Below are 26,701 nucleotides of genomic sequence, written 5' to 3'. Positions count from 1 at the left end.
CTCCTGTTTTTCTACTATTTTTTATTTACATTACTTTTTTCAATTTCAGCATAAGCTCTATAATATTTGCTCGTCCCTTTATTGGAATAAAGTTCCGATAATTCCATAACTTCAATTTTAGGATGACGCTGCAGGATTTTCTGAAACCATGCAATATCATTTTTTGTTCCCATCAGTCTCACTTTCAGCATTAATCTATTCCTCCAAGCATGGCATGTAACTTTTGATTGTACACTACATATTCCGGATAACGGATCTGTATTGCCTGCCAAAAATATGGTGCATATACACAGCAGAAGATATCCTCTACTGTATACTGTCTGCACTCGTTTACCTGTTCCTCTGCATCTTCATAATCCCAAACGCTTGGCGTGCTGTTACAGTACAGATTAAATGCCATCCTTACCACTTTTAAGCTACCGCTTGTCTGCCATCCTTCATGTAAACATTTCGTTTTAACAGACCCCGTTTTAAAATTATAAATTCTGTCAGCATTTTTTCTGGTATCTCCATTAATACCCAGACAATAACACAATGCCTTATGGTACACATCCTGATACCGTACTTCTTGTAATTTTTCATAGTAGAATTTTTCATGTGCATCACTGATAAAAATAATGTTTTCTGCTCCTAACGCTGTACTTTTCATTTTGAACCTCCTTGAAATAAAAAAGGACCTTACCAATTGTTCTACCAATTAATAAGGTCATACTATATGTTACTTTTCTAAATTCGTGCTAGGGATTCCTCTCTTTAGTAAAAACTTAGTAAAACATCCCTACTGGTTCAAAAATATACTGTAAAATCAAGGTTTTTCAGAATTTTGCTAAGGTAGTGCCGTGGCAAATGAAAAGCACTTTTATCATAATTTTGTTTCTCCTTGTTTCTCCTTGTTTTGCCCTGCAGTACCCTGTTTTGCAAGGATTTCTGGAGATTTTGTGAAATGCTCTGAAATTACAGATTATAGCAAATCAGAGCAGAATTGAGCATGTTGTTACTACCTGTTAGTAGTAAAATTGGTAGTAAAAAATAAAAGATTACTACTAAGGATTTTTAGAGTCTTCCATGACATTTTTTATATTTCAGTCCACTGCCACATGGACACTTTTCATTAGGATAAATCTTTTTCTTTTTTCTTTCCTTTATAGGAAATTCAACTGGCAAAGGCACTACCCCTTTAGCAAGCAATTCTAATTCTCTTAACCTATAAAGGTATTCTGAAATAACCAAAATTGCTTGAAACATACTTAATGCTTCAATTTCAAATTCAAGCAGATATTCAGACAGTTTCTTTTCTCTCTTTTTAGGATCTGGAATATATATTATTTTTTGAGTTGATGTTTCATACTCAACATCATTATGTCCTATTGCATTCCGAAGTTTTTGATTATACTTTACATCTATCGTACGCATATAGAGTTCATTCTTGTTATATAAATGAAATCTATTAGCTTTTGTCGCAGCTATAAATTTATCCAAAGAAACAATTCCTGCATTGTTCGCAATAAAATCGTTCGCATCACCTCTATTTTTTATATTATCAATTGCCGCTGGAATAATCAAAAGATTTCCTAACGTCTCATATGCATCTAAATAAAACTGCTTTACATCTTCATACGTACTTGTTGTAGTTCCCTCCACTTCAAGATCTACACTTCCTTCATCACAAAATTGTAACGACAAAGCCGGAATCAAATAAGGATAAGCCACTATAAACTCGCCTAATAGAGTATTAATCGTAAGCGTCCAATAAGAGGGTGTATCGAAATTTCTGGCTGTTGCATGTAAACTATTGATTAGAGTTTTGGGAGTTGACTCTAAAAACTCTAAATCTAATCTAAGGAGCAGGCTTATGAATCTTTCTTCTTTGACTCCAGACAAACAGGTGAAACTTCAATACTGGCTGGATGTAATACGGCAATGCAGGGCCTCAGGACTGACAAATCAGATCTGGTGTGAACAACACGATATCTCTTTGAAAAGTTATTATTACTGGCTTTCCAAAATTCGAAAGCTTGCCCTGGAAGAAGTGCCCCGTAAGAAAAACGGCATCCACATGTGTACAGACCAACAGTCAACTGCTTTAACGGAATCCCCGGCTGAGTTTGCGGAGCTTTCACTTCCGGACAGAAACATTTCCCGTTCCACTCCTGCAGCCATACTTCATATCGGATCCATAACAGTGGAACTTTATGAAGGCACATCTGCCCAGATGCTGGAAAACATTCTGAAAGCCGTGCAGTCATGTTAGGAGATCTTTCCCATGTGGAGAAAATCTATATCCGATGCGGCTACACCGATATGAGGAAGCAGCTCAATGGCTTGCTGGATATCATCCAGTACAACTTCAAACTGGATCCTTACAGCAATTCCTTATTCCTGTTCTGTGGAAAGAGGGCTGACCGGATCAAAGCAGTCCATTACGAGGAAGACGGTTTCTGCCTTTTATACAAACGGTACGAAAACGGACGTCTCCAATGGCCGCGGACCGGCGAAGAAGCAAAACAGATTTCTGATCAGCAGCTGCGCTGGCTTCTGGAAGGTTTGAACCCGGAGCAGCCAAAGGCGGTTCAGAAATGGCTCCCGCATAAGTCTGAAAATACTGAAAATCCTTAGAAATGCTGGGAAATCTGACGATTCTATGTTATAATAATCCTATCGAAACGAAAGGGTTTTCAGGTTATGTCAGCTACGGAACAGGAGTATAAAAATCATATCAAAGAACTGGAACAGCAGGTCCGGCTCCTGAAAGAGCAGGTTGATTTCCTGACCCGTAAACTTTATGGAACAAAATCCGAGAAGACATCTACTCTCGAAATCGAGGGGCAGATGTCTCTTTTTAATGAAATCGAAACCTGTGCGGATCCTGATGCACACGAACTGGAGCTTGTTGAGATAGAGAAGCACCTACGTAAAAGGAAGTACACCGGTCAGCGGGAAGAACTGGTAAAAAATCTCCCTCACAGCAAAGTACTCCATACCATAGATGAAAGGGAACAGATATGCGATAACTGCGGGAGTACGATGGTGAAAGTAGGGGAAGAATTCGTCCGCACAGAAGTACAGTTTATCCCTGCAAAACTCAAGGTGATTGACCATTACCGGGAAACGTATGAATGCAGGTCATGCCGGAAAAACGGAACTCTTTATATGGAGAAGGCTCCGGTGCCATATCCTCCCGTCCTGCATTCTCTGGCATCTGCATCTACCATCACCTGGCTCATCCACCAGAAGTTTGAATTAAGCATCCCGCTGTACAGACAGGAAAAAGAATGGGAGGCTTTGGGATTACGTTTAAGCAGAGCGACTATGTCAAACTGGCTTCTGGTTGTCTATCGGGACTGGCTTATACACATCGTCCACCGTCTGAAGCTGGAACTTCTGAAACAGAGATACCTTCATATCGATGAAACACATGTACAGGTGCTGAAAGAACCGGGACGGAAAAATACGTCCGATTCCTATATGTGGGTTTACTGCAGCATCAGAGATGCCGTAAATCCCATCCGCTACTTCGAGTACCAGCCGGGACGAAGCGGGAAATATCCGGAAGCGTTTCTGAGGGAATATGAAGGTTATATCCATACAGACGCTTACTCCGGATACAATGCAGTTTCAGGAGTAAAAAGATGTCTTTGCTATACGCATCTGCGCCGGGCTTTCGTGGATGCGCTCCCAAAAGACATCCATAATTCGGAAGCATCAAAAGCAGCGGAAGCAATCCTCCGTCTGAATCAACTCTTTAACATAGAGTCAGAGTTGGAGGCGCTCCCTCCTGATCAGAAGAAAAAAGAACGTCTTATCCGCGAGAAACCGCTTCTCGAGGCTTTTTGGTCATGGGCAGAAAAAAGTGCCATCGGAGAGCTGCCGAAATCCAAACTTTCAAAAGCTTTTCATTACGCCTTAAATAACCGCGAAGGTTTTTGGAATTATCTGGAAGACGGGAATTGTTCCATCAGTAATTCGCTTGCGGAAAACTGTATCCGTCCCTTTGTGATCGGCAGAAAGAACTGGCTGTTCTCCGGCAGTCCGAAAGGGGCGGAAGCCAGTGCAGGAATCTATACACTGGTAGAGACAGCGAAAGCGAATGGGCTTGCCCCGATGAAATATATAAAATATATCCTGTCCGACATGCCGGGGAGTGCTTTTCTTGAACATCCTGAATATCTGGATGATTATTTGCCTTGGAATCCTCTTGTAAAAGAATTCTGTCGATAACCGTTGACCTTTTAGTATAAAAGGCTGACGGTTATTTTTCTATACACTGTTTTATTTGACGCTTACTATTAATCTGTTCCTGCATCTGTTTTAACGAATATCCATCGTGTGTATTAAGATATTCTATAAGACAATTCATTTTTTCTTTATCTAATTTCAGAATATCAGATCCAATTTGTGGAAAATCCAATATGACTGGTTTTAGCGGTGACAGGAATCCATGAACTTCAATCATGCGAACTGCTCTCATTATTTCAAGTTCATTTCTACACATAATATATTCTTCTGGAAATAGTTTCTTTATCTCTTGTTTAAGATATTCTTGATTTCCATTTTTATACAATTGTAAAACACGTTTATATTGAGGCCATCTACTAGCCGTTTGTTTTAGCGTATTCACACTATTTCCAAAACTCTTATAATTATCAAAATCACCACTTTTCTGCTGATATCTTATAAATGGTGTAATAAAATTTTCCTGTAGGCACCATCCATCACACATCTTAATTGTTGTGAATTCTCCTGAACACTCTACTACGTAATCTGGAATAGTTGTTGGAGCGGCATTAACTCTTTCAGCATTTTCAAATTCAAATTTAAGCCCCAAGGTATCTTGTCCAATCTTTACTTTTCCTTTTAATGATATACCACATTTTCCGCAAGTTACAGCAATAGGATGCTCATCAAGCCATCCAACCTGCAATCTAATTCTTGTTATACATCCGCAGACTTCACACCTAATAAATTCGTTATATACCAAGCTTTTCACTCCAATCTTTTATATTATTTCCCTAAAATCGCAGAAAACCACCAGTTTCATTATATATGTATAAGCAATTTTTTTCCACTCAAAAAACGCCCCAGCCTAAGCCGGAGCGTCATCTCTTTTCCATATTAAACTACCTTAAACATCTTCTGCGACATCGGTTTCTCTTTCTTCTGCTCAACCTCCGCCTGTGCCTTCCTAAACTCTTCCATTCGTTTCAGTTCTTCCTCAGCATCATCAAAGCTGATATGCGTGTAGACATTCATCGTAACTGATATATCCGAATGCCCCATAAGGTACTGCAGTGTCTTGGGATTCATTCCTGATTTTGCCATATTGCTGCAATAGGTATGTCGGCATACATGAGGTGTAATATTAGGCATCTGCACCCGATAGATATCATTGTATCTGCCGACCATGTGGTTGAATCGGTGCTGCCAATGCATTGCCACAAGTGGCATTCCATTCTCATCGTAAAATAGGAATCCTCTATATCCATCTATAGATTTCTCCACTTTTGGTGCATTTCTGTCCTCGATGATTGCCTGAAACATCTGTGCCACATCCTCTATGATTGGCAGTACTCTTGTTCCGGCATCTGTCTTTGTGGTTTCTATGATATACCGCATATCCGATGGTCTCTGCAACTGGTGGTCAATATTCACAGTTCTGTTCTCAAGATCAATGTCCTTCAGCGTCAGTCCACAAAATTCCGATATTCGCATTCCCGTATGAAAGAGTATGTACACCACTTCATAGTATTTGCAGTACACCACATCGTCATGCACAAACTTCAGAAACTTTCGCATCTGATCTTTTGTGATTGCCTCTCTTGTGACTGCGTCATTTACCAATACTCCGGCAAGCTGAAATCCGAATGGATTCTTTACCAAAATGTCATCATCCACAGCCATCTGAAAAGCTGGTCGCAGCACTCCCCGGATGGTATGAATGGAACTGTAGCTTTTTCCATCTTCCTGTTGCAGCTTGATGAGAAATAACTTGGCATCCGATGTTTTCACACTTCGGATTGTCTTTTTCCCGAAAGATTCCTTTGCAAGTAATCTCTGCATTGTAACATATCCCTGCTTGGTGCTCTGCCTTACTCCTGTTTTGGTTTTCAGATAACGGTCTACCAGTTCACAGACAGTCATCTGCCCGTCCACGATATTTACAAGCATATCCAAATCTGTGTTTACCTGTTTTTCCAACTCACGAAGGGAAAGGCATGGCTTTTTGCCCTTTGGAAGTTTATCCGTAGGTTCCAGTTTCCAACTGTATACAAAATGTGGTTTTCCATCAATGTGATATTTATATTGATATTTTCCATCTGCCCTTACGCTCTCTCCCGGCCTGAGAACCCTGCGTTTGGAATCCCGCCTTGTCTGTCCTCTTCCTGCCTTTGCCATTATACCCGCCTCCTTAGTTCTGGATGGTTACGCAGATACCTTTCAAAGGCTACACGAAGAATCAGCTTGCGTTCTCCGTAGTATGCTAGAAAATCTTCCCCATCCGTATTATTCAATAAATCATAAAATTTTCTCCGGCTCAGAACAAAATATTCAATTGCCTCAGAAGGATTCAAAATATCCTTTTCTGCTAAACTTGGTCTTGCCATAAAAGTACTTCCTTTCTGCCAAAAGTGGCTGTTTTCAAGGGTTTTCGGGGTCATCCTATGTTCGCTCTTATGCCCTGTAATAGCAACTACTTTCGGCAGATAAAAGGAACTATATTTCTGAAGAATTAAGAATAAATTCTTCGAACTTCGGGCGGATAATGAGGAATCGGTTTCCACAGTACACCGCCACCGTTCCAAGGTTATCCTCTGCAATTCTTCTCAGTTTCTTTATACCAATATTAAAATAAGCTGCTGCCTCCTTGATGGTGAGCATATACTTCTCACTAACAGGAAGCATTTCATTGCTTTCTGCATTCATAGTATCTCTCCTTCCGACAAGGTGGTCACACAGCTGACTCCTTTGTACTATTTTTCCTTTTTTGTCATTTTTTGATGAAAATTTTTTATTTTTCCTGCAAAAAATACCCTTTCATTAATACGAAACGCTGAGAGGCATTTTTACAGCCCCCTGAGGAAAATTTTTTTATTTTTTCGGTTAATTGAATACTTAAAAACAAAAAAACACTCACCTATTCCAGGTGAATGCCTTATCAAAATTTCCTTATTTTGTTGTCTGTGACGCTTATCCAGATATGCCTGCATATCTGCTAAAATATAATTGCCAGCAATTATATTTTCACGTGGGTATGGGGACGTAATCCCAATCAAGGTCTGCTACTCGTAAGTAATACAAAATTGTCAAAATGACAATACTGTAATACACGGGTGGATCTTGCTCTGGTATTTTCTCCTCATCAAATCGGTTTGTGATATTTGGATGCTACTCTAAAAATATTATGATGTTCACTAATCATTATGAACTCTTGTCTTTTAAGCATATCTTTATTAGATTTATATGTCATTTTATGATAGAATTAATTTTGAAGAGGAGGTATTATTATGGACTATTTATCGGCAGCAAAAATGAGATATTATTCAAAAGATAACTCTGAAAACATCATAAAAAATTTAAACAAGAAACTTTCTGCTAATATTTCAGCATAGTAATGTCATAGAAAAAGTATCATTTCAGTAGTAAAATACTGGCTAAAAGCAGACAGTATTTGGAGAGTACCGTTTAGACATCAGGAGGTAACATAATGGGTAAGAACACGACAAATGATATGACGCAGGGAAACTGCATGCGTTTACTGGTACAGTTTTTTCTGCCGATCCTGGCAGGAAATCTGTTTCAGCAGTTATACAGCTTTGCAGACTCTATGGTGGTGGGAAAAGGAATTGGCGATACGGCACTTGCAGCAGTCGGAAATACCGGTTCCGTACATTTTCTGATCATTGGTTTCGCAATTGGGCTGACAGGAGGATTGGGAATCTGTATTTCTCAGTCTTTTGGAAGTGGCAATTATGAAAAACTTCGTAAGGAGCTGGCAATGTCTGTCTGGATCTGTCTGGCTATTGGGATTGTGATCACAGTGGTAAGTCTGGCCTTCATGCGGCAATTATTTACATTTCTCCATACACCGGAAGATCTGATGACGGAAACACTGCAATATTTCGGAACAATTCTTGCGGGAACCACCATTACAATTTTTAATAATTTTACCATGACACTTCTGCGTTCCGTCGGAAACAGCCGGGTGCCTCTGGTTGCAATGATAATTTCCGCCATTGCTAATGTTCTGATGGATCTGTTATTCGTTTTTCCGCTGCATATGGGTGTTTTTGGCGCAGCGTTAGCCACTGTTCTGGCACAGGTTCTGTCTGCGCTTTACTGCTGTTACTACATAGGAAGGGAAAAAAATCTGATTCCGAAAAAAACGGACTGGAAACCACAGAGTGTAATCATCAAAAGACTGACATTGAAAGGTCTGCCTGTTGCCGTTATGAATTCTGTCACTGCAGTGGGTGGAATGGTGTTGCAGACATTTGTCAACAATATGGGAACAAGCTATGTGGCTGCCTATGCGGCATGCACCAAGATCCTCAGTCTTTTTGAACAGCCGGCAAATACAGTGGGCCTGGCACTTCTTACTTTTGTGGGACAGAATTATGGTGCCGGAAAAAAGGAGCGGATACGTACCGGTATCCGGGAAGGAGTTATCCTGACGATCCTGATAAATATTCCACTGGCTTTGATGTTGCTGTGTATTCCTGAGTTTCTGACTTCTTTCATGTTGAATGATGCGTCGATTATTTCTTACACAAGAGATTTTCTGGCGGTTACTGGCATCTGTCTGTTTCCTCTGGGATGGCTGTTTGTGTTCCGCAACGGGTGTCAGGGCATGGGACATACGTTTGTTCCGATGCTTTCAGGAGTCCTGGAAGTGTCTCTTCGAGTGGTCATGGTAAAGCTACTGACTCCATATCTGGCTTTTCGTGGTGTTGCTCTGGCAGAAGTATCTGCCTGGATCGGCGCCTGGATCATGTTGATGATCACTTACTGGATCTATCAGGAAAGAACGGATTCTTTTCGGTAAGTCTGAGGAGAACATCCTACCTTGGTGCGAAACTGTCGATTGAAATTTGAAAGGTTATGAAATCCGGTATCGAAAGCAATGTCGGAGATACTGCGATCCGTATTGCGCAGAAGATCGCATGCTGATCAGATACGTACCTGATTCAGATATTCAATGGCTTCGAGACCGAAATTCTGTTTGAAACAGCTCATAAAGTAACTGCTGCTCATATGAGCGATCTTTGCCAGCTGCTCTATGGTGACAGATTCAGAATGATGTTTCTGTATATAAGTGAGAACAGGCCGAAGTGTTTCGGTCATCCGAGATTCTGTCGAAACCGTGTGTTCGGTGCAGAGTCCCGGTGTCGATGCCAGCAGATAAAATAAGCGAAGCAGTTCGCTTTTCAGTAACAGATCAGACGTTGCAAGATTTTTGTGCGCACACTGCATAATAGTCCGGACCGAATCATGGAGTTCATGATACCCCGGTGGTTCCTGAAATACAGGGACCAGAACTCTTCGTCTGGAAGAAAAGATCGGCAGCAGAATATCTGTATAACAACGGTCATCGTAACTTCCCACCAACATATTCTGATGAAAAACAATGGTATCATAAAAAAAAGAGCTGTGCTCATCCGACATGATAGCATGAAGGACGTTGGGCTGGATCAGAAAGATGTCTCCTGGTTTGGCAGAGATGGTCTGATCCTCGTATTTGAAAAAACATTTCCAGATTTTATGTAATTTAATTCCATTTCACTGTGCCAGTGCAGCGGTACACTCGTAAAATAATCCGGTATACCGCAGTCATAGTAACTGTATGGAACCTGAATGGATCCGTGCTGGCACTTTTCTTTTATCGCATAAAGATTCTGATGACGCAGATACGCCGTAAAGTTGTTATATCCTCCAGTGCAATCGTTCAATCCTTTTGCAGAACGGACGAGAAATCCCTTAGAGTTCATCATGTCGAAATCTATGGGGTGGTTCCTGCATTCATGGAATGAAAAATATGCATACTTTTTTTGTTTCGTTGTCCTTAAAATATCCGCACATATCGTAATGCCCCGTCTCAAAGGTAATAAGCCTTAATCCATATTTTGCGTCATTAATTTTCATGCTATTTTTCATGTCATTTGCAAAATCTATAAATTCCTTGGAATTTTTTCCCATAGTCATCTTTTATTGTTTTTCCCTGATATTTTCTGTATAGTTCTTCCAAAACGTTTTCCTTTCATATTCTGAACTTTTGAAATGATGTCGCCATTGATAACATTTTTATTATACAGGAATGTGGCGGTAATCGCAAACACAATCCACAATACAAAATGATATTCTTTTTTTCTGGATGTTTCTGTGATATACTTATGCGCGGTCGTATCAGACCGGAAAGGAAATATTATGTTACAAAAATTATATGTTTTTTTCAGGAAAGAAACCGTTTTGTCAATTGCAGTGATCCTGGCGCTTCTTTCTATGTTCTGGGTCAGACCGGATAAGGCTTATTTTACTTATATCGATTTCAGGACTCTCGGGCTCCTCTTCTGTTTGATGGCAATTGTAGCTGGTTTGAAGGCTGTTGGTGTTTTTGATATACTTGCCAAAAAATTGCTTATGGGAACATCGGGAACTGTGGGTGTGATCAGGCTGTTGGTACTCTTATGTTTCTTCCTGTCAATGGTGATCACCAATGATGTGGCATTGATTACTTTTGTTCCTCTTGCACTGATCATTGTGCATAAACTGCCAAAGGAACTGGGCAATTACTGGCTTCTTAAAATTGTAGCCATGCAGACAATCGCTGCTAATCTCGGAAGCATGCTCACACCAATCGGAAATCCGCAGAACCTTTATCTATATGCCAGAGCAGGGATGTCCGCGGCAGAATTAATAACCCTGATGCTTCCCTATTCCGCCACAGCACTTATCCTTCTTCTGATATGGATACAGGTAGCCGCTGCCAAAGCACCTCACGTATGCGGTTCCGAAAAAGATAAAACTCTTTTGGGATTCTCTGACAGAAAAGAACTTAACATGGAATACCTGGCCGCTTACCTGATCTTATTTACAATCTGCCTGCTCACTGTTGCACGTATCATTCCATACCAGATTCCTCTTGTATTGGTTCTTATATATATGCTGCTAAGAAACAGGGAAAATATAAGCAGGGTGGATTACTCCCTGCTTGCCACCTTTATCGCATTATTTATTTTTATCGACAACCTTGGAAGGATTCCGCAATTCAGCAGTTTTCTGGAAAGAATCATGGCAGGAAGGGAAACACTTACTGCTGTTCTTGCCAGTCAGATTATGAGCAATGTTCCCGCTGCGCTTCTTTTATCCGGCTTTACAGATAATTGCCGGGCTTTAATTGTCGGAACCAATATTGGAGGTCTCGGCACTCTGATTGCATCCATGGCAAGCCTGATAAGTTTCAAATATATTGCAAAAGAAAACAGGAATCTGAGAGGGAAGTATTTGGGAATATTCACAGCCTCCAATATTATATTCATGATATTCATGTTAATATTGTATTTTTTTCTTAGATAAAGGTTTTCCCGGAATTACAAAAGCTATAGCAATTCTTTCTTCGCAAAAAATTCTCCGCGGCACTCTCACATCCTGGAAGAAAAGCCGCGGAGAAATAAATATATTTTCGGTGCCAATACAAAGATCATTAATCTTTACACCACTTTACAACTTTTTCATAAAAAAATATCGTACAGGGCTTTCTGATGTATAATGAGTTTGCTCCAACAGCAGATATTTTGTTTTTTTAACTTGTACTAAATCTTGACATAGGACCAGTTCCCAGAACCAGAAGTCGAACACCATTATTTTCTTTTCCGTAAATTTCAGGAATATCATCCACTTTTGGATTGACTTTATAAAAAGTATTACTTTTATCTGCACCTGTTCTCTCCTCGATCAACCTTCTCATTTTACTGATAGGCGTAATACTCTCCAGTTCTTCCTCTGAAAAACCCAGTGCAAGTCCAAGATTTGCATCTGGATCCACATCTACAGCAAATACTTTTTTCCCTTCTTCTGCATACAGCCGTGCTAATACTGCAGATATCGTGGTTTTCCCTACTCCGCCTTTTCCAGTTACAGCAATTTTCATCTGTTGTCTCCTTAAATGCTTCTTACTCCACTTCCTCCAGTTCTGTTCCTTCTGGAAGAATATATCCGCAGTTATCACATACTCCATCCTCTGCAAGTATCCCGTCTTTCACAAAGGCTTCAATACCTCCCGGTTCATGACAGCGTGGACAATCTAATTCCCGTATCTTTTTCTGATTTCTTACATCCTGGCAATTGGCAAATCCAATTTTACCCATAGTGATTCCTCCATTTTCATTCCATATCAATTTGTCTTCGCAAAAAAGTTCCTACCATACGGGAAAAATTGCTGATATTACGAATATAGGCAAAGTCTTTTCCATAGATTCTCTTTTCCACGGAGAGTTCTTCTTCATTCCCTACAAAAATACCAATTACGAAAATTCCCTGATTTCTGGCCCGACGTACCTCATATGCAGTATCTTTCACAGCTCCTTCTCCATCATAGATCTTGGGCTGGCGGGTTCCTGGTCGTTGTATGCTCATATCACATGGTTTTCCATCACTTAATACGATTAAAATCTTATTTTTTTCCGGTCGCTCCATGAGAGAAGAACAAACGGTTTTCAGGGCAAGCCCATCTCTGTTATTGGCATATGCCCGAAATTGAAAGATTCTTTCATTTGTTTCCCTTGGATCTTCATAATCCCGAAATCTCTGAAGTACTGTATATCCCCAGAAAGCACAGTATCCTGTCACCCGATGAGGAATTCCTGCCTGGCTTAATGCTTCACTGATAATATATCCCTGCGCCGCTACCTGAGCCTGTCTGCCAGCTTGAGAACCACTGGAATCAATCAGGACGTCTATTACAAACTCAGAATCTTCTGATCTCTTTTTTCTATTAAATAACTTGTCATCGTCTGTTCTTCCAATTTTCCATAACCTTTCAGGAACAAGCTGCCCCGCATCAGATCTGCTGACAAAATCATCCTTTCGGATTATAAATGCCCGTTTCAGTGACTCTGCCAACTCAGAAATATTTCTTTTGATGATCCAGTGATTATTTCCATAATAGGCTTTATTTTTTTCAAACTGCAGCTGAGAAAAACGGTATTGATTATTTTTTATCACAGGGTTCTGTAAAATTCCATCTGTAAGATACAGGATACAGTTTTTGTGGATTCCTGTACAAAATTTCCGGTTGACTCTGGCCTGCTCCGATTCACTTAGATACGATTTTCCGTAATTCAGTTCCACATATTCCCGTATCCGTCGCACTGCCTGTGGATTTATATTCTCCGGGCTTTCCGGAACTTCTTCTTTTTCCGGAGAAAAATAAGATCTTTTTTTCTTTTTGTTTCTGATATCCAGACTCATCATCTTTTTTTTGAGATTAGAAAGATATTTTTGAATGATGTCCTCCATCTGTTCATCCGTCATGCATTCCTGCCACGCATCATTGGCCAATGCCATATCCGGTAAATTCAAAATCTTCTCCAGATTTCCATTCCTTTTTTCAAAAGAGGGATCCAGAACATGATTATAAATCTCATCTATCACGTTTATGACCTCTTCCGTATTTTCCGCATCCTTCAGAGAAAGAATCTTGTACAATGCAATCTCTGCCTGTGGATCCATTCCCTCATCGTCTGTGTTCTCCAGAACATGCCTTATATACAGAAGCCTAATCCTGTGAATCAGGTCTGTTCCAGCTTTGTCTGATACCTGCTCTTCCTCGGCCTTTTCCAATTTTCTGAACGCCTGTTCTCTGATTTCCTTTGTTCCCAAACGTTCTCGAATGATAAACCGATTCACTGCAGCATCCATGCATAATCCGGCAAGAGGCAAAAGCATATCTTCTCCAGCAGAAAAATGTAATTTTTTCATCAAATACATGCCAAGTTTCTTCTGATCAAAATATCGTGCAAAGGCACCCTGCTTCACTGCCTCATACAGAACCGTTTGTTTTGAATAAACATATTTTTCTGTATCCGGTTCAAATTCCATATCATAATCACCACTGACTGTCCAAAAAAGATTTCTGATACGATTACTGATCTCCAGACGATGTTCTTCCAGTTGTTCCGCCGGCCATCTGACATCCTCCATACAAGCTTACCCCCATATATCTTTTCCGGTCCAGGAAGATGGGATTCTGGTAGAAACCACATCTTCTACGATCTCTTTTTCAAATACATCAAAACTTTTATTTATGATCCCCATCTGGATTGCATCAATTGGAGAAAGTCCGCTTCTTGTTGCTTTTACAGCAGAAACCAATCCTCTCAGGTCAAGAGATTTTGTTGAGATTTCTCCATGATAAGCTTTGATCTGCAAATCCAGAAACAGTCCTGCAAATGCTTTCAGTGCACTTTTTTTCCCATCTGGAAAATGTTGTCTTAATACAAAAAGGACACTATCCTCATCCATTTCAGGCATATCAATTACCATAAACCTTGAAACCAATGCTTCATTTAGCTCTCTGGTACCTGCGTAACCATAATTCATCGTGCCGATAAATCGTGTTGCCGGATGAAGTAAAATTCTGTTATATCCTGGAATATCGATTCTGCGCCTATGATCCAGTGTGGCATGCAATACAGAAACCGCATCATTTTTTGCCATATTGATTTCGTCCAGGATTCCAAATCCTCCAAATTCCGCGCATTGGTAGATGGGGCCTTTCCGAAGACGAACCTCATTATTTATAAAGGTATCCGTTCCGATCAGATCGGCACTGTCTGTATTTACATGAAAAGAAATGTCGTATTCCGGTCTTCCGAATATCCATGCCAGTGTCTCGCATAGTACATTTTTTCCTGTAGCTTTCGCACCGGAAAGTAACAGGTTATCTCCCTGAAGAAGCGCTGCTATTGACATTTCCAGAATCTTTTTCCCATAAAATAGGATATCCGGTTTTTCTACTCGTTCCTTTACCTGATCCTTTACCTCATAACGCATGTGAAAATCTCTCAGTTCTCCAATCAGTTCCTGCGCTATCTTCTGGTCTTCTAAATATTTTTCTATTTCTGTCCAATGATTTCTCTTGAGGATTTTCCTTTCTTTGCAATTGGTTATACCAAATCAGATAATATTTCTGTTTACTCAATCTTCAAACTTTCAATCCTCCAGCTCACAATCCTAACTTCTTTACAATTTCTCCCAGTGCACTTCTTACAGGAGAATCTTTCGGAAGCCGTATGATCGGCTTTCCATCACAGTCATACTGATATACCTGGTCATCATGTGGTACAACCCCTAACAGTTCCAGTCCCTGATTTCGGATTTCTTCCAGAGTTCCGGCATCCAATTTTCCATCTGGAACACGATTCACGATCAATCCGGTTTTCTGTGGTTTAAAGTTTAACTCCTTCATCAGCTTTGCAATACGTCCGGCCGCCTGAACACCTCTTCTTGAACAGTCACTTACAAGAATCGCAACTTCCATCATTGGCAGGATTCCTCTGCTGATATGTTCCATACCTGCTTCGTTATCAACCACAATATATGGATAATGGCTTTGCAGTTTCTGAACCTGGGTCTGCACAAGACCATTTACAAAACAATAGCAGCCCTGTCCCTGGGTTCGCCCCATTACCATCAAATCATAATCATCTTCTTCTGCAATTGCATCGGAGAGACGCATTTCCAGATAAGCCTGTTTTGTTATTCCTGTCGGAATCTGATACCGTGGATCAACTCCTGCACGTTCAATCTCTTCTCTCAGTTCTCCGAGTGTAATCTCCGGTTCAACGCCGAGCACTTCATTCAAATTCGCATTTGCATCTGCATCTACAGCTAAAACCGGATGTTTTCCATTTTCACATAAATATTGAATCAACAATCCACAAAGGGTTGTTTTCCCTACACCGCCTTTTCCTGATACAGCAATTACATGTCCCATGTTTTTCCTCCTAAAATTCTGAACAATCTGTTGACTTTTTCTTTAAATCTCATTATAGTTGTTACTATATAAATTACAATAATCAATCTGTGAGATTTGTATGGCTACTCAACACATCAGAAAAATTGTTGAGGAATCATATGATACCAAATAATACAGGAGTATATAATGTCAGAAAAAACGAGAAAACAAGATCGCCGTACCCGCTATACCAGGCAAACCATAAAAGATACGTTCTTAGAATTGTTAAAGCAGAAGAGTTTTACGAAAATTACAGTTACAGAGATCTGCAAAAATGCTGAAATCAACCGTGGCACTTTTTATCTTCATTACTACGATATCCATGATGTATTATCAGATATTTTTAATGATATGACTCAGGATATGTTAACAACTGTAGATCATTTATTCTGTCTAAATCAAAAAAGCTGTTCCTATCCGTTCTGTCAGAAAATACAGATGGAATCACAATACAGGGCACTGTTTCTGGATGATGCAATTGCCCCCATTCTTCTGGAAAAATTAGCAGAAAATACAAAAGAAGGCTATGTGACCTGGCTTATGTCACACAGCCTCCTGACCTTTGAGCAGGCAGAATCGGTTTTTTATTTTCAAATGAATGGCTGCCTTTCCATCAACAGACTGATGCTACGCAATCACTGTAATGACTGGAAACAGATTCAGACAACAATTGACAAATTTATCAAAGCCGGACTGGAAAGTTTTCTGATCCATGATCAGAGGGAAGAAAATGCTTCCGATAATTTTTGCAGCAAAATTTCTCCAACTGTTACCGCATCTTCTACACTCAGATAATGATCGGCATGATCCTGAAGAAATATTTTGCCAGATGCAGGAAATTCTTCATCTGCAAACCATATCTTTAAAGTTACCGGATATCTTGGCAGAACTGGAAAAACAGCACACAGATCCGCCTTTGTCTCTGTGAATTCTGCACCCAGGTTTTTACATGCTTTCTGAATTTTCTCAGGATCTTTATCCTGCAAAAGCTTTTCCAGTTTCTGCTCTGCAGTCCGGTCAAACTTGGTTCCTCGAATCATTCCATCTTTCAGGTTACCAAAAGTAATGAGCTTCTGTGAACCTTCTGTTCCATCCGCCATATCCAGATAATGCAGCAATGTCAGATAATGCCATTCGTCCATGTTTGAGTTAATACGAAACTCAGGGAGTTGAATTTCAATCGTTTCATAAAAACTCAGTACTTCAAGCACATTTCGACTGCTATGAAAAACAGCCCCACTTTTTGCAGCAAGATCCTCTCCGGAACGATTTTGCAGCCGTTTTACTGCTGCCTGCAACATTTCCTGAAATGCACGATTTTCTGTTTGATTTTTGTATTCCATAAGCTCTCCTTTGTGAACATTTATAGTATCATGTAATAATCAATGTTTATACAAGGATTTTGGTGTTCTCATAAATCTAACTTTGTCCGGATTCTCTTTTATCCATTCCTGGACAAAACTCATTACCTCAGTCATAGTTTCATAGATTTGTCTACGATCAGCATATTATACACTCCTCCGTAAGTTTCATTACTGTGTTGACTTTTCCTTTAAATTTCATTATAGTTGTAATTATATTATTTACAATCATCAAAATAATAAATATGCACAGTTTCTCAACACATTGAAAAGAACTGTTGAGAACTTGAAATGTTTTAGACAAACCAGAAATATTTTTGTCTCAAAAATGTGAAAAAAAATCATTATATCATACTATAAGGAGTTTCTTATCATGAAATATTCAACAAAATTAAGCGATACTGTTCATGTGATGGTTCTGATTGCTATCAACCAGGAAAAATCTCTCTCCAGTGCCTCAATTGCAGAAAGTGTCCATACAAATCCCGGCTTTGTACGCCAGCTTATGTTAAAACTAAAAAAAGCCGGACTTATGACCAGTGTAGCCGGACATGCCCGTCCTTCTCTTTCAAAACCAGCAGATCAGATTACATTGCTGGATATTTATAAAGCAGTTGAAGGTGAGAAGCCGCTGCTTCATTTAGATACTCATACCAACCCTGATTGCGGCGTTGGCATTAATATTCAGTTGTCTTTACAGGAATTCTATAATGAAATCCAAAAAACTGCTGAAGAAAAAATGAATATGATTACTTTACAGGATATCATAAATACCTATTATCAGCGAACATCTATCCTCAATATCTCCCCGGTTAGCCATCACGGTTAAATTTTCATCCCGATTTACGGAAAGTGTTCCTACTACATCCGGTTCACCTTCCTTATGACCGGATTCAGGTTTCCCATAAATACTTCCTGCACAGCCGGATCAGGATTATCAAATCTTGCATCTATGGCTATCTGCATTTCTCTGCGTACCTCTTCTGGTGTTGTGTTGTACTTTTCTGCAATCTTTTCATTTATTATGAGTGTAGACATGCACAGTTTACGCTTTCATCTCGGTAATTGATTGCCGAGGATTCCTGCTTTTTATCCTAAAAAATTATACGGGACAGACTTTTTCTTCTCTTATCCAGAATATACGTCTGTCCAGAGCGGCGAAAATGTTAAAGCAGCCTGATCGTTCTGTTACTGCTGTCATGGAAGAGATCGGTTATTCCAACATTACGCATTTTTATAAAATTTTTGAGAAAAAGTTCCATATGACACCAGCGGAATACCGAAATACTTTATAAGTCCTGTATGTGTCTTATCTGTATACAATAGAAAAGAAAAAGCCTTATAATATTACTGCAAATAATATGTCCCTCAAATATGATTTTTAGATTGACTGTTCCTTAAGGGGCTATATCATTTACGACAAATATTATAAGGCTTTATATATTTTTACAGTTTCATAGCACTGCGGATGCAGTTCTCAATATATTCTTCTCCCAAATCTGTATTCAGGCTGAGATCAAAGTTTCCGGCTGCACCCCACATACGGCGGGTGTAATAACGGTAGTTATCTGCACGGAGTTTTTCATTTTTCTGAACCGTAGCTTTGGCTTCTCCCTCGGAGATATTCTGTCTCTGTGCCACTCTTCTAATTCTGCTCACAAGAGGCGCTGAAAAAAATACTTTCAGACAGTTTCCGGAATTTCTGAGAACGTAATCTGCACAACGGCCTACTATCACGCAGTTGCCTTTTTTCGCAAGATTACGTACAACCTGACATTCTGCCTCGAAAATCTTATCCTTCGGTGCTTCATCCTGCATATCCGCATTCAGATACATCTGATTAACCAGATCATAGATGAGACTGTTTGTCATGATCTCTTCGTTTTTCTTGATAAATTCCGGTGTGTATCCGGTGGTTCCTGCTGTCATCTGGATAATCTCCGCATCATAAAAATCATATCCCAACTTTTCTGCAAGAATCTTGCCAATATCGTGGCCGCCACTTCCAAACTGTCTTCCAATGGCGATAACATTTTTTCCATAGGTTCCTGCTGTCTGTTCTTTTGCTTCGTTCTCGTTTTCTGCAGATACGCTTTCCAGGAAAATCATATCTTTCAGGAATACAAGTTTCTTACCGATGAGTCTGGCGATAAAGCCTACCAGAAGGGCAGCAATAACGGTACCTTCTCTTACACCAGCCAGTCTTCCTGCAAATACGAAAGAAAGTACAGCAGCGATCACTGACATGGATACATCAAAACAGATCTTGGTTGTTCCGAAATTTGTTTTCCATGTAAGAACAATAGCACGGACAAAAGATTCTCCCGGAAGCATGACAACGTCTGCCAAGACCTCCATATATACACCTACGCCAAGAATCAGACATCCGATGAGAAGATATACAATCTTCATGATGTACGCTTCCGGATTGACCCAGGAAAAAAGAATCATGGTAAGATCAATAAAATATCCAAATATGATGGATACCGGAATCTGAAGGATGTGCTCCAATTTAAAGTTCTTTCTCAGGATGATCAACTGCAGTACGATCAGAAAGATACTGAAAAAGATGGTAAAATTTCCAAGTGTAAATGGAAAATTAAGACTTAATACGTAAGGAATTGATGAAATCGGGGATGTTCCTAGGTTTGCCTTTGTGATCAGACTGACTCCCAGGGAGTTTACAAACAATCCCACCAGAAATATTAAATATCGTTTTCGTTTCTCCATTTTTTATTTCCCCCTCATTTCATATCTGCAAGATTTCGATAGATCCGGCAAAAAATATCCATAAACAACTTCTGCTCTTCTTCGGAAATACCATTTAATGCAGTTTTTTCTATCTTCTTAAAAGCCTCCTCCACAAGCTTCTGATTTTTCTTTCCGGATTCTGTCATAAAAATATGAAAAGTACGACGGTTTCCATTGAGCATTTTTCTTTCGATCAGACCTTTTTCTTCCATACGGTTCAAAATGGACGTTAAAGATCCTGCCTCGATGAGGCATCCTGCCGCAATCTCTTTCTGGCTGGCACCATCGTGATCTTTCAGGTAATCCAATACTTTGGGCTGTCCCAAGGTAAGGCCTGTGTCTGCCAGCTGTTCCATTAGTTTTTTCTGGACAGTCATATGGTTTATCATAGACAGGTAGTGAAATGAATCATCCATTTATTATTTAGCTCCTTCTTTTATCATATAAATAGTTATAATTCAAACATTTAGAATTATAACTATATTCGTGGTGTATGTCAATAACTTTTTCACCACTATTTTCCTCTTCTATTTGTTTGCAAAAAGAGCCATAAGATTTTCTTTTCAAAATCTTACAGCTCTTCTATCATGTTGCATCCCAAACATCATCTATATTTACATGTAATATCTGCACAAAATCCCATGGGTTATTTTCGGGTTATTTTCTAACCGCCTATGCCTTCCAGACCTTGATTTTACTGGCTTTTTGAAGAATCTTTCAAAGAGTGCCGTGGCAGATGAAAAATATTTTTATCATTGTTTTATTTCTCCTTGATTTGCCCGGAAATGCCCTGTTTTGCAATGGATTTCGGGGATTTGTGAAATGTGTGTTTTAGCTGCCATCTTGGCAAAATGGGGCAAGATTAAGCAAGTTATTGCGTGATCTTATCATTTCCAAGCAGAATACCAAACAGAGCATATCCCAGCATTCCAGCTTCATATCCTGTCAGTGTAAAGGGAAAATAGACATCCTTTTCTTTTACAAGTTTACAAAGCAGCCTTCCTGCAAAAATCCCACCTGCGGTCACTACGAAGAAGATAACCGGAAATATCACAGTATCTGCTTTAATACTTGCCCGATAAAAAATATAAAACAATGAGATTGGAAGTGTAAAATTCATAACCAATGCCTGAAGTCCTTCAATTCCCTCTGGGCGGATCAGTTTTTTCTCTCTGCAGATCATCCCAATAATAAGCATTATGATCACGGGTAAAATTACTTGTAATAAACTTACTATTGTTCAGCCTCCCGTACCTGTTTCTCAGCATTCCACTGCTACTTTAATCACACCATCTCTCTTATTTTCGAACAATTCATATGCCTCTTCAATCCTGTTTAACGGATAGGTATGCGTAATCAGCGGTTCCGTGTTGATCTTACCTTCTGATATCAGCTTCAGAATTTCTTCGCAATCGCAGCCATCCACTCCACCTGTTTTAAAAGTGAGATTTTTACCATACATATCTGGGAGTGGTAACATCTGCGCTTTATCGTAAAGCGCAACCACTGTCACGATTGCATTTGGTCGGGCACATTCCCACGCCAGTTTAAATGTCGATTCTGCTCCGGCAACTTCAAGGACTGCATCAGCTCCACCATGCTCACTATTAGTCTTAACAAACTCTTTACAGTCTTCCGGTGAAACAGTAAGAATCTCCGGATAATGCTCATTAATAAAGCGAATACGTGTCTCGTCCTTTTCACATATAATGATCTTCGCTGGGTTTTTCAGCATAACACTAAGTAAAGTACATATTCCTGTTGGACCGGCTCCAATGATCAGTACGGTATCTTCCTCTGTGATTTCAGAAATACGTGCTGCCCAATAACCAGTAGCAAGAACATCTCCTACCAGTAAAGCCTGTCTGTCCGTAACACCTTCCGGGATTTTATTCAATCCCTGATCTGCAAAAGGAACCCGGACATATTCTGCCTGTCCCCCATCGATACGACAGCCAAGTGCCCAGCCACCATTCTTGTCGGTACAATTGTTTACATATCCTTTCTTACAGAAAAAACACTCTCCGCAAAAGGTTTCTACATTTACAGTCACCCGGTCTCCCGGTTTTACATGCGTCACCTTAGAACCGACTGCCTCAACAATACCTACCATCTCATGGCCAACTGTAATTCCCGGGACTGCACGCGGAACACTTCCGTGTTTAATATGCAGGTCACTGGAACAGATGCTGGCCAGTGTCACCTTTACAATGGCATCTCGTTCATGCATGAGCACTGGTTTCGGTTTTTCCATTAGTTCAAATTTTCCCTTTGAAACATATGTATAAGTCAGCATTATTTTGCCCCCATCTATTAGAATGTATGCTAGTAAAATATCCGGTACGGAACACATCTGTTCTTATACCGGATATTTCTAATTCTATTTTGTATACACTGTTTTACCTCTTGCTATTACCTCAACAAGCTGCAGGTCCTGATCCAGGATACAAAGATCCGCATCATAGCCCTCTTCAATCTTTCCTTTTCCATTAAGGCGAAGGATTTCTGCCGGATTGGATGTTATTGTTGAAAGTGCAATTTCCAACGGGATATCCGCTTTAAACACACACTCTTTAACTTCCTTCAGAAGGCAGCTGGACTGTCCAACGCCCATTCCAAGAAATTCGCCATCACTACTGTACATCGGAAGGCTTCCCTGTCCATCAGAAGAAATTGTCATGCGGTTAGGATTTACTCCTGCATCTAACATCCGTTTGATACCATTACATACTCGTACCTCATCACAGATAGTTTCCCAATAGTCAATATCTTCATTTCCGGTAAAATCTACTGCTCCGCCTTTCAGCGCATATTCCATTGACTTGCAGAAAAGCAGCTCATTTCGATTGATATGTGTTGGCAGTATTTGAGAAGTCGGTATCTCTGTCTCATCTACCACCCGTTCAATAAGATCTAAGCATCTCGGACTGTCACCAAGATGAACATTTACAATACCAGCTTTCCCGGAAAGAACACCACCAAGTCTTGTATCCGCAACGACACGTACAAATTCCTCAAAAGTCGGCTGTGAAGACCGATGATCAGAGATCGCGATTTCTCCAGTTCCAATGATTTCCTGAATCATCATAATATCTTTCACAATACTGTCAGTCAACGTACGAACCGGAATCTGATAACTGCCTGTATAACAGTATGCAGACATTCCCTGCTCATTCAATCCTTTTGTCTTTGCAACCAGTGCACATATATCACGACCGATTCCATCTGTTCCAAGACAGCCAACAACTGTTGTTACTCCAAACTTCGTAAGTCCTTCCATAGTTGCTTCTGGAGTACGATTGGCGAATCCACCTTCGCCACCGCCTCCGAGTACATGAACATGACTATCAATGAATCCCGGAGTTAAAAGTAACCCCTCTCCATTGATCATTTCTGCCTCAGAAAGAAATCCGTCTGCGGATATAGAACCTGGATCTTTAATCTTAATAATCTTATCATTGATCACAAGTACATCTTTTTTCCCCAGATGCTGTGGAGCATAAACATCAATATTCTGAATTAATTTCATCATAAATCACTCCCAATTATCCAATGCATGTTTTAGAATCCAATTCCAACTGCAATAAGAACTGTAATGATTGCACCAATCATTAAGACGCCAAGGAATTTCCACATGAATTTAATCCAGTTAGACCACTCAATCTTTGCAATTGCAAGAGATCCGATCAGACATCCGGATGTAGGAACAATCAGGTTTGTAAATGCATCACCAAGCTGGAATGCAACTACAGCTGTCTGTCGTGAAACACCTAACAGGTCTGACAGTGGAGCCATGATCGGCATTGTGATCGCAGCCTGTCCTGTTCCGGATACAACAAAGAAGTTAAATACGGACTGGAACAGATACATAAGTACTGCTGCAACCGCTCCGGAAACTCCAGACAATGCATTTGAAATATTATACATAATTGTATTGATAACTGTAGGTGTGGTCGGATCAGATCCACCAAGAACCTGCATGATACCCTGTGCCATAGCAACAACAAGTGCAGCACCAATCAGATCTTTTGCTCCATCTTTGAATGATATTGCGATATCATTCAGTTTCATGTCGTTCAGTTTAAAGATAACTCCGATCACACCGGAAACAATTCCCATAATAAAGAACTGTGTAGCAATCTCCGGCATGTAGTATCCCTGAGTCATAACTCCCCAAACTACCCATACTACTGTAGCAGCCAGTGTCAGAAGAACTAAAATGTGTCCAAGACCAAATGAATGTCCTTCGTCAATTCCTGTTTTTTCATTCTGCTCACGGAAATATGAATCAGTCTTATATGCGATTGAGATTGTCGGAGTCTTTTTGATCTTTGATGCATAGAACATAGTCATTCCACAGCCGAGTGCTGTAAATACTACCCACATTACCATACGGAATCCTGCTCCGGAGAATACGTCAATACCTGCAATACCCTGTGCAATACCTACAGAGAATGGATTCATCCAAGATGAACCAAAACCAATCTGTGTTGCAACATAAGTAACAAGAACTGCGATAACTGAATCATATCCAACTGCTACAAACAACGGACAAAGAATCATAGTAAACGGAAGCGCTTCTTCTCCCATCCCGAAAACTGCTCCACCAAGAGAAAACAGTACGAAAAGTATCGGAATCAGTAGTTTTTCTGCTCCCTCTGCCTTACGGATCAATCCGATCAATCCGGATTCAATCGCACCTGTACGGATCATGATACCGAATGCACCACCTACTACCATAAGAAATGCGATAATCTCGATTGCAGAACTATTTACGATTCCGTTATACATATAGTTGAAAAATCCTGTTCCACCATCTCCACTAAAGAGTGCTACTCCTTCTGTTACTACATTTCCTGTATCATCTGTCAGATACTGGAAACTTCCGTCTTTGATTACTGTACGGGTTTTCTCAACACCATTGATCATATATGAAATATCCTGTGTTTCGTAAAATCCCTTTGGTACAAGAAATGTCATAAGTGCTGCGAAAACAACTACAAAAAAGATGATAATGTAGGTATCAGGCACTTGGAATCCCTTGTTAAAAGACTTTAACCCTTTTCCTACTACAATATATTTATGGTTAATATCCCTTACAGCCAGTAAGGATTTATCCATCTTGTTGCTTAAGCTGTATAATGATGGAGCAATTGGTATATCGTCCCTTTTCTTGGACATCGCGTCCGCAATTAAGACTGATAACCAGCTCCTCATTCGCAGCGTTCGTTTTATGCAGGTTGAATCGCCATAGGTGCATTCGCGTCACACCACAGTAGATTGAATAGGCAATGAGTAAAACTGGTATTTATCCATTGCAATAATCTTAAGGAGTGACAATTTATGAACGCAGTAGGTATCGATGTTTCAAAAGGTAAAAGTATGGTTGCTATCATGCGACCATTCGGTGAAATTGTTTCCACACCTTTTGAAATCAAACACACGGCCAGTGACATCCGTTCACTTGTAGAACTAATCAATTCTGTTGAAGGTGAGTCCCGAATCGTGATGGAACACACAGGACGTTATTATGAAGTCCTCGCTCATCAGCTTTCAGAGGCAAATCTTTTCGTCAGTGCCATTAACCCAAAACTTATCAAAGACTTTGATAATGATTCTCTTCGTAAAGTGAAATCTGATAAAGCGGATGCTGTTAAGATTGCCCAATATGCTCTTGACAAATGGCAAAATCTTAAACAGTATAATGTTATGGATGAATTACGCAATCAGCTCAAAACCATGAACCGTCAGTTCGGCTTTTACATGAAACACAAGACGGCTATGAAAAATAATCTTATCGGCATCCTTGACCAAACCTATCCTGGTGTTAATACTTACTTTGACAGTCCTGCACGCAGTGACGGCAGCCAGAAATGGGTTGATTTTGCATCTACATACTGGCATGTGGACTGTGTCCGTAAAATGTCCCTGAATGCCTTTATCGACCATTATCAAAACTGGTGCAAACGCAAGAAGTACAACTTCAGTCAGTCAAAAGCTGAAGAAATCTATGGAAAAGCAAAGGAACTTGTTCCTGTACTTCCAAAGGATGCCATTACAAAGCTTATTATCAAGCAGGCTGTAGACCAGCTTAATAGTGCCTCTACAACTGTTGAATCACTACGCACTCTCATGAATGAAACTGCATCCAAACTCCCGGAATATCCTGTCGTTATGGCTATGAAAGGGGTTGGAACTTCACTTGGTCCTCAGTTGATGGCTGAGATCGGAGATGTTTCCCGTTTCACTCACAAAAGTGCTATTACTGCATTTGCCGGTGTAGATCCTGGTGTTAATGAATCCGGAACCTATGAACAAAAAAGTGTTCCTACCTCAAAACGAGGTTCCGCTGATCTTAGAAAGACTTTATTTCAGGTAATGGATGTCCTGATTAAAACGCATCCTCAAGATGATCCTGTTTATCAGTTCTTAGATAAGAAACGTGCTCAAGGCAAGCCTTACTATGTCTATATGACTGCAGGTGCTAACAAGTTTCTAAGAATCTACTACGGACGAGTGAAAGAATATCTTTCATCTCTTCCAGAATCTTAATTATCCACTAATATTTTCAGACCAGCAC

At 40.0% G+C, this 26,701-nt stretch carries 29 protein-coding genes and 1 pseudogene; 9 read left to right on the top strand and 21 right to left on the bottom strand.

Going from position 1 to position 26,701, the window contains the following annotated elements:
* Positions 1-14: 14 nt before the first annotated feature.
* From BN3261_RS17625 to BN3261_RS03925, 3 genes are all read right to left on the bottom strand, one after another.
* Positions 15-191 carry a hypothetical protein gene (locus BN3261_RS17625; RefSeq protein WP_005426617.1) on the bottom strand — a complete coding sequence of 59 codons (177 nt, stop codon included), beginning with the start codon at positions 189-191 and terminating at the stop codon, positions 15-17.
* Positions 191-649: a DUF6075 family protein gene (locus tag BN3261_RS03930; RefSeq protein ID WP_005426619.1), complete on the bottom strand. Its 459-nt coding sequence runs from the start codon at positions 647-649 to the stop codon at positions 191-193. The genes BN3261_RS17625 and BN3261_RS03930 overlap by 1 nt, the downstream gene beginning before the upstream one ends.
* 404 nt (positions 650-1,053) lie before the next feature.
* Entirely contained in the window at positions 1,054-1,710 is a 657-nt protein-coding gene (locus BN3261_RS03925) for a YecA family protein (protein ID WP_235812340.1), read from the bottom strand.
* A gap of 142 nt (positions 1,711-1,852) precedes the next feature.
* Here BN3261_RS03925 and tnpA point away from each other — a divergent pair, with 142 nt between their 5' ends.
* The 3 genes from tnpA to BN3261_RS03910 all read left to right on the top strand — a co-directional run bounded on the left by tnpA (position 1,853) and on the right by BN3261_RS03910 (position 4,218).
* A complete protein-coding gene (gene tnpA / locus BN3261_RS03920) occupies positions 1,853-2,251 on the top strand; it encodes an IS66 family insertion sequence element accessory protein TnpA (protein ID WP_059085159.1) in 399 nt (132 codons plus the stop codon).
* Positions 2,252-2,265: 14 nt separating this feature from the next.
* Positions 2,266-2,616 (top strand): IS66 family insertion sequence element accessory protein TnpB, encoded by a 351-nt coding sequence (tnpB, locus tag BN3261_RS03915; RefSeq protein WP_199874089.1) that lies wholly within the window; start codon positions 2,266-2,268, stop codon positions 2,614-2,616.
* A gap of 66 nt (positions 2,617-2,682) precedes the next feature.
* Positions 2,683-4,218, top strand: coding sequence for an IS66-like element ISRob1 family transposase (locus BN3261_RS03910; RefSeq protein ID WP_059085161.1), 1,536 nt, complete (start codon positions 2,683-2,685; stop codon positions 4,216-4,218).
* A 31-nt stretch (positions 4,219-4,249) separates the two neighbouring features.
* Here BN3261_RS03910 and BN3261_RS03905 read toward each other — a convergent pair whose 3' ends face one another.
* From BN3261_RS03905 to BN3261_RS03890, 4 genes are all read right to left on the bottom strand, one after another.
* Positions 4,250-4,978, bottom strand: a complete 729-nt coding sequence (locus BN3261_RS03905; RefSeq protein ID WP_199874098.1) for a hypothetical protein — start codon at positions 4,976-4,978, stop codon at positions 4,250-4,252.
* 134 nt (positions 4,979-5,112) lie between these two features.
* Entirely contained in the window at positions 5,113-6,393 is a 1,281-nt protein-coding gene (locus tag BN3261_RS03900; RefSeq protein ID WP_059085506.1) for a site-specific integrase, read from the bottom strand.
* A complete protein-coding gene (locus BN3261_RS03895) occupies positions 6,393-6,602 on the bottom strand; it encodes a MerR family transcriptional regulator (RefSeq protein WP_044941017.1) in 210 nt (69 codons plus the stop codon). The genes BN3261_RS03900 and BN3261_RS03895 overlap by 1 nt, the downstream gene beginning before the upstream one ends.
* Before the next feature lie 109 nt (positions 6,603-6,711).
* Positions 6,712-6,921, bottom strand: a complete 210-nt coding sequence (locus tag BN3261_RS03890; protein ID WP_044963320.1) for an excisionase — start codon at positions 6,919-6,921, stop codon at positions 6,712-6,714.
* 781 nt (positions 6,922-7,702) lie between these two features.
* Between BN3261_RS03890 and BN3261_RS03885 the strand changes: the two genes are divergently transcribed.
* The gene (locus BN3261_RS03885; protein WP_059085505.1) at positions 7,703-9,040 is read left to right on the top strand and encodes an MATE family efflux transporter; all 1,338 of its coding nucleotides are present in this window, start codon (positions 7,703-7,705) and stop codon (positions 9,038-9,040) included.
* Here BN3261_RS03885 and BN3261_RS18360 read toward each other — a convergent pair.
* Both BN3261_RS18360 and BN3261_RS03880 read right to left on the bottom strand, forming a co-directional pair.
* Complete coding sequence (locus BN3261_RS18360; protein WP_416822226.1) at positions 9,013-9,120, bottom strand: helix-turn-helix domain-containing protein; 108 nt, start codon at positions 9,118-9,120, stop codon at positions 9,013-9,015. The two genes, BN3261_RS03885 and BN3261_RS18360, sit on opposite strands and share 28 nt — an antisense overlap.
* Positions 9,121-9,165: 45 nt before the next feature.
* Positions 9,166-9,753, bottom strand: a complete 588-nt coding sequence (locus BN3261_RS03880) for an AraC family transcriptional regulator (protein ID WP_268872680.1) — start codon at positions 9,751-9,753, stop codon at positions 9,166-9,168.
* Between the two features lie 666 nt (positions 9,754-10,419).
* Here BN3261_RS03880 and BN3261_RS03870 point away from each other — a divergent pair.
* Complete coding sequence (locus BN3261_RS03870; RefSeq protein WP_059085502.1) at positions 10,420-11,568, top strand: SLC13 family permease; 1,149 nt, start codon at positions 10,420-10,422, stop codon at positions 11,566-11,568.
* A 256-nt stretch (positions 11,569-11,824) separates the two neighbouring features.
* Here the strand turns inward: BN3261_RS03870 and BN3261_RS03865 are convergent.
* The 5 genes and pseudogenes from BN3261_RS03865 to BN3261_RS03845 all read right to left on the bottom strand — a co-directional run.
* Positions 11,825-12,142: pseudogene (locus BN3261_RS03865) on the bottom strand (AAA family ATPase); the annotation flags it as partial.
* Positions 12,143-12,164: 22 nt separating this feature from the next.
* Positions 12,165-12,359 carry a hypothetical protein gene (locus BN3261_RS03860; protein ID WP_059085501.1) on the bottom strand — a complete coding sequence of 65 codons (195 nt, stop codon included), beginning with the start codon at positions 12,357-12,359 and terminating at the stop codon, positions 12,165-12,167.
* A gap of 16 nt (positions 12,360-12,375) precedes the next feature.
* A complete protein-coding gene (locus tag BN3261_RS03855) occupies positions 12,376-14,193 on the bottom strand; it encodes a cobaltochelatase CobT-related protein (RefSeq protein ID WP_059085500.1) in 1,818 nt (605 codons plus the stop codon).
* Positions 14,194-14,199: 6 nt separating this feature from the next.
* Positions 14,200-15,045: an AAA family ATPase gene (locus BN3261_RS03850; protein ID WP_235812339.1), complete on the bottom strand. Its 846-nt coding sequence runs from the start codon at positions 15,043-15,045 to the stop codon at positions 14,200-14,202.
* A gap of 172 nt (positions 15,046-15,217) precedes the next feature.
* A complete protein-coding gene (locus BN3261_RS03845; protein ID WP_015524503.1) occupies positions 15,218-15,988 on the bottom strand; it encodes an ATP-binding protein in 771 nt (256 codons plus the stop codon).
* A 168-nt stretch (positions 15,989-16,156) separates the two neighbouring features.
* On the opposite strand from BN3261_RS03845, the gene BN3261_RS03840 reads away from it, so the two are divergent.
* Entirely contained in the window at positions 16,157-16,804 is a 648-nt protein-coding gene (locus tag BN3261_RS03840; RefSeq protein WP_059085498.1) for a TetR/AcrR family transcriptional regulator, read from the top strand.
* Here the strand turns inward: BN3261_RS03840 and BN3261_RS03835 are convergent.
* Positions 16,726-17,352, bottom strand: coding sequence for a DUF3786 domain-containing protein (locus BN3261_RS03835; protein ID WP_015524501.1), 627 nt, complete (start codon positions 17,350-17,352; stop codon positions 16,726-16,728). The two genes, BN3261_RS03840 and BN3261_RS03835, sit on opposite strands and share 79 nt — an antisense overlap.
* Before the next feature lie 391 nt (positions 17,353-17,743).
* On the opposite strand from BN3261_RS03835, the gene BN3261_RS03830 reads away from it, so the two are divergent.
* Positions 17,744-18,199 carry an Rrf2 family transcriptional regulator gene (locus BN3261_RS03830; protein WP_059085497.1) on the top strand — a complete coding sequence of 152 codons (456 nt, stop codon included), beginning with the start codon at positions 17,744-17,746 and terminating at the stop codon, positions 18,197-18,199.
* Between the two features lie 226 nt (positions 18,200-18,425).
* Positions 18,426-18,665, top strand: a complete 240-nt coding sequence (locus tag BN3261_RS18355) for a helix-turn-helix transcriptional regulator (RefSeq protein WP_110102405.1) — start codon at positions 18,426-18,428, stop codon at positions 18,663-18,665.
* A gap of 151 nt (positions 18,666-18,816) precedes the next feature.
* On the opposite strand, the gene BN3261_RS03825 is transcribed toward BN3261_RS18355, so the two are convergent.
* The 6 genes from BN3261_RS03825 to yfcC all read right to left on the bottom strand — a co-directional run bounded on the left by BN3261_RS03825 (position 18,817) and on the right by yfcC (position 25,242).
* Complete coding sequence (locus tag BN3261_RS03825) at positions 18,817-20,100, bottom strand: cytidylate kinase family protein (protein WP_059085496.1); 1,284 nt, start codon at positions 20,098-20,100, stop codon at positions 18,817-18,819.
* Positions 20,101-20,114: 14 nt separating this feature from the next.
* Positions 20,115-20,537 (bottom strand): MarR family winged helix-turn-helix transcriptional regulator, encoded by a 423-nt coding sequence (locus tag BN3261_RS03820; RefSeq protein WP_015524496.1) that lies wholly within the window; start codon positions 20,535-20,537, stop codon positions 20,115-20,117.
* Between the two features lie 455 nt (positions 20,538-20,992).
* Entirely contained in the window at positions 20,993-21,328 is a 336-nt protein-coding gene (locus BN3261_RS03815) for an AEC family transporter (protein ID WP_330383229.1), read from the bottom strand.
* A gap of 54 nt (positions 21,329-21,382) precedes the next feature.
* Positions 21,383-22,417 (bottom strand): alcohol dehydrogenase, encoded by a 1,035-nt coding sequence (locus BN3261_RS03810; protein WP_015524494.1) that lies wholly within the window; start codon positions 22,415-22,417, stop codon positions 21,383-21,385.
* Positions 22,418-22,501: 84 nt separating this feature from the next.
* The gene (gene iadA / locus BN3261_RS03805; protein ID WP_015524493.1) at positions 22,502-23,650 is read right to left on the bottom strand and encodes a beta-aspartyl-peptidase; all 1,149 of its coding nucleotides are present in this window, start codon (positions 23,648-23,650) and stop codon (positions 22,502-22,504) included.
* 32 nt (positions 23,651-23,682) lie between these two features.
* A complete protein-coding gene (yfcC, locus tag BN3261_RS03800) occupies positions 23,683-25,242 on the bottom strand; it encodes a putative basic amino acid antiporter YfcC (RefSeq protein WP_110925856.1) in 1,560 nt (519 codons plus the stop codon).
* A gap of 222 nt (positions 25,243-25,464) precedes the next feature.
* Here yfcC and BN3261_RS03795 point away from each other — a divergent pair, with 222 nt between their 5' ends.
* A complete protein-coding gene (locus BN3261_RS03795; protein ID WP_059085495.1) occupies positions 25,465-26,673 on the top strand; it encodes an IS110 family RNA-guided transposase in 1,209 nt (402 codons plus the stop codon).
* Positions 26,674-26,701: the final 28 nt, after the last annotated feature.

The sequence above is a fragment of the Blautia massiliensis (ex Durand et al. 2017) genome (genome assembly GCF_001487165.1).
GTDB lineage: Bacteria > Bacillota > Clostridia > Lachnospirales > Lachnospiraceae > Blautia_A > Blautia_A fusiformis.
This window is presented reverse-complemented; position numbering and strand designations above follow the sequence as displayed.

Excerpts from the sequence above, each read along its gene's own strand:
- BN3261_RS17625 (WP_005426617.1), bottom strand. The coding sequence starts at position 191 with ATGCTGAAAGTGAGACTGATGGGAACAAAAAATGATATTGCATGGTTT.
- BN3261_RS03930 (WP_005426619.1), bottom strand. The coding sequence starts at position 649 with ATGAAAAGTACAGCGTTAGGAGCAGAAAACATTATTTTTATCAGTGAT.
- tnpA (WP_059085159.1), top strand. The coding sequence starts at position 1,853 with ATGAATCTTTCTTCTTTGACTCCAGACAAACAGGTGAAACTTCAATAC.
- BN3261_RS03910 (WP_059085161.1), top strand. The coding sequence starts at position 2,683 with ATGTCAGCTACGGAACAGGAGTATAAAAATCATATCAAAGAACTGGAA.
- BN3261_RS03900 (WP_059085506.1), bottom strand. The coding sequence starts at position 6,393 with ATGGCAAAGGCAGGAAGAGGACAGACAAGGCGGGATTCCAAACGCAGG.
- BN3261_RS03895 (WP_044941017.1), bottom strand. The coding sequence starts at position 6,602 with ATGGCAAGACCAAGTTTAGCAGAAAAGGATATTTTGAATCCTTCTGAG.
- BN3261_RS03890 (WP_044963320.1), bottom strand. The coding sequence starts at position 6,921 with ATGAATGCAGAAAGCAATGAAATGCTTCCTGTTAGTGAGAAGTATATG.
- BN3261_RS03885 (WP_059085505.1), top strand. The coding sequence starts at position 7,703 with ATGGGTAAGAACACGACAAATGATATGACGCAGGGAAACTGCATGCGT.
- BN3261_RS03870 (WP_059085502.1), top strand. The coding sequence starts at position 10,420 with ATGTTACAAAAATTATATGTTTTTTTCAGGAAAGAAACCGTTTTGTCA.
- BN3261_RS03860 (WP_059085501.1), bottom strand. The coding sequence starts at position 12,359 with ATGGGTAAAATTGGATTTGCCAATTGCCAGGATGTAAGAAATCAGAAA.
- BN3261_RS03855 (WP_059085500.1), bottom strand. The coding sequence starts at position 14,193 with ATGGAGGATGTCAGATGGCCGGCGGAACAACTGGAAGAACATCGTCTG.
- BN3261_RS03850 (WP_235812339.1), bottom strand. The coding sequence starts at position 15,045 with ATGCGTTATGAGGTAAAGGATCAGGTAAAGGAACGAGTAGAAAAACCG.
- BN3261_RS03845 (WP_015524503.1), bottom strand. The coding sequence starts at position 15,988 with ATGGGACATGTAATTGCTGTATCAGGAAAAGGCGGTGTAGGGAAAACA.
- BN3261_RS03840 (WP_059085498.1), top strand. The coding sequence starts at position 16,157 with ATGTCAGAAAAAACGAGAAAACAAGATCGCCGTACCCGCTATACCAGG.
- BN3261_RS03835 (WP_015524501.1), bottom strand. The coding sequence starts at position 17,352 with ATGGAATACAAAAATCAAACAGAAAATCGTGCATTTCAGGAAATGTTG.
- BN3261_RS03830 (WP_059085497.1), top strand. The coding sequence starts at position 17,744 with ATGAAATATTCAACAAAATTAAGCGATACTGTTCATGTGATGGTTCTG.
- BN3261_RS03825 (WP_059085496.1), bottom strand. The coding sequence starts at position 20,100 with ATGGAGAAACGAAAACGATATTTAATATTTCTGGTGGGATTGTTTGTA.
- BN3261_RS03820 (WP_015524496.1), bottom strand. The coding sequence starts at position 20,537 with ATGGATGATTCATTTCACTACCTGTCTATGATAAACCATATGACTGTC.
- BN3261_RS03810 (WP_015524494.1), bottom strand. The coding sequence starts at position 22,417 with ATGCTGACTTATACATATGTTTCAAAGGGAAAATTTGAACTAATGGAA.
- iadA (WP_015524493.1), bottom strand. The coding sequence starts at position 23,650 with ATGAAATTAATTCAGAATATTGATGTTTATGCTCCACAGCATCTGGGG.
- yfcC (WP_110925856.1), bottom strand. The coding sequence starts at position 25,242 with ATGGATAAATCCTTACTGGCTGTAAGGGATATTAACCATAAATATATT.
- BN3261_RS03795 (WP_059085495.1), top strand. The coding sequence starts at position 25,465 with ATGAACGCAGTAGGTATCGATGTTTCAAAAGGTAAAAGTATGGTTGCT.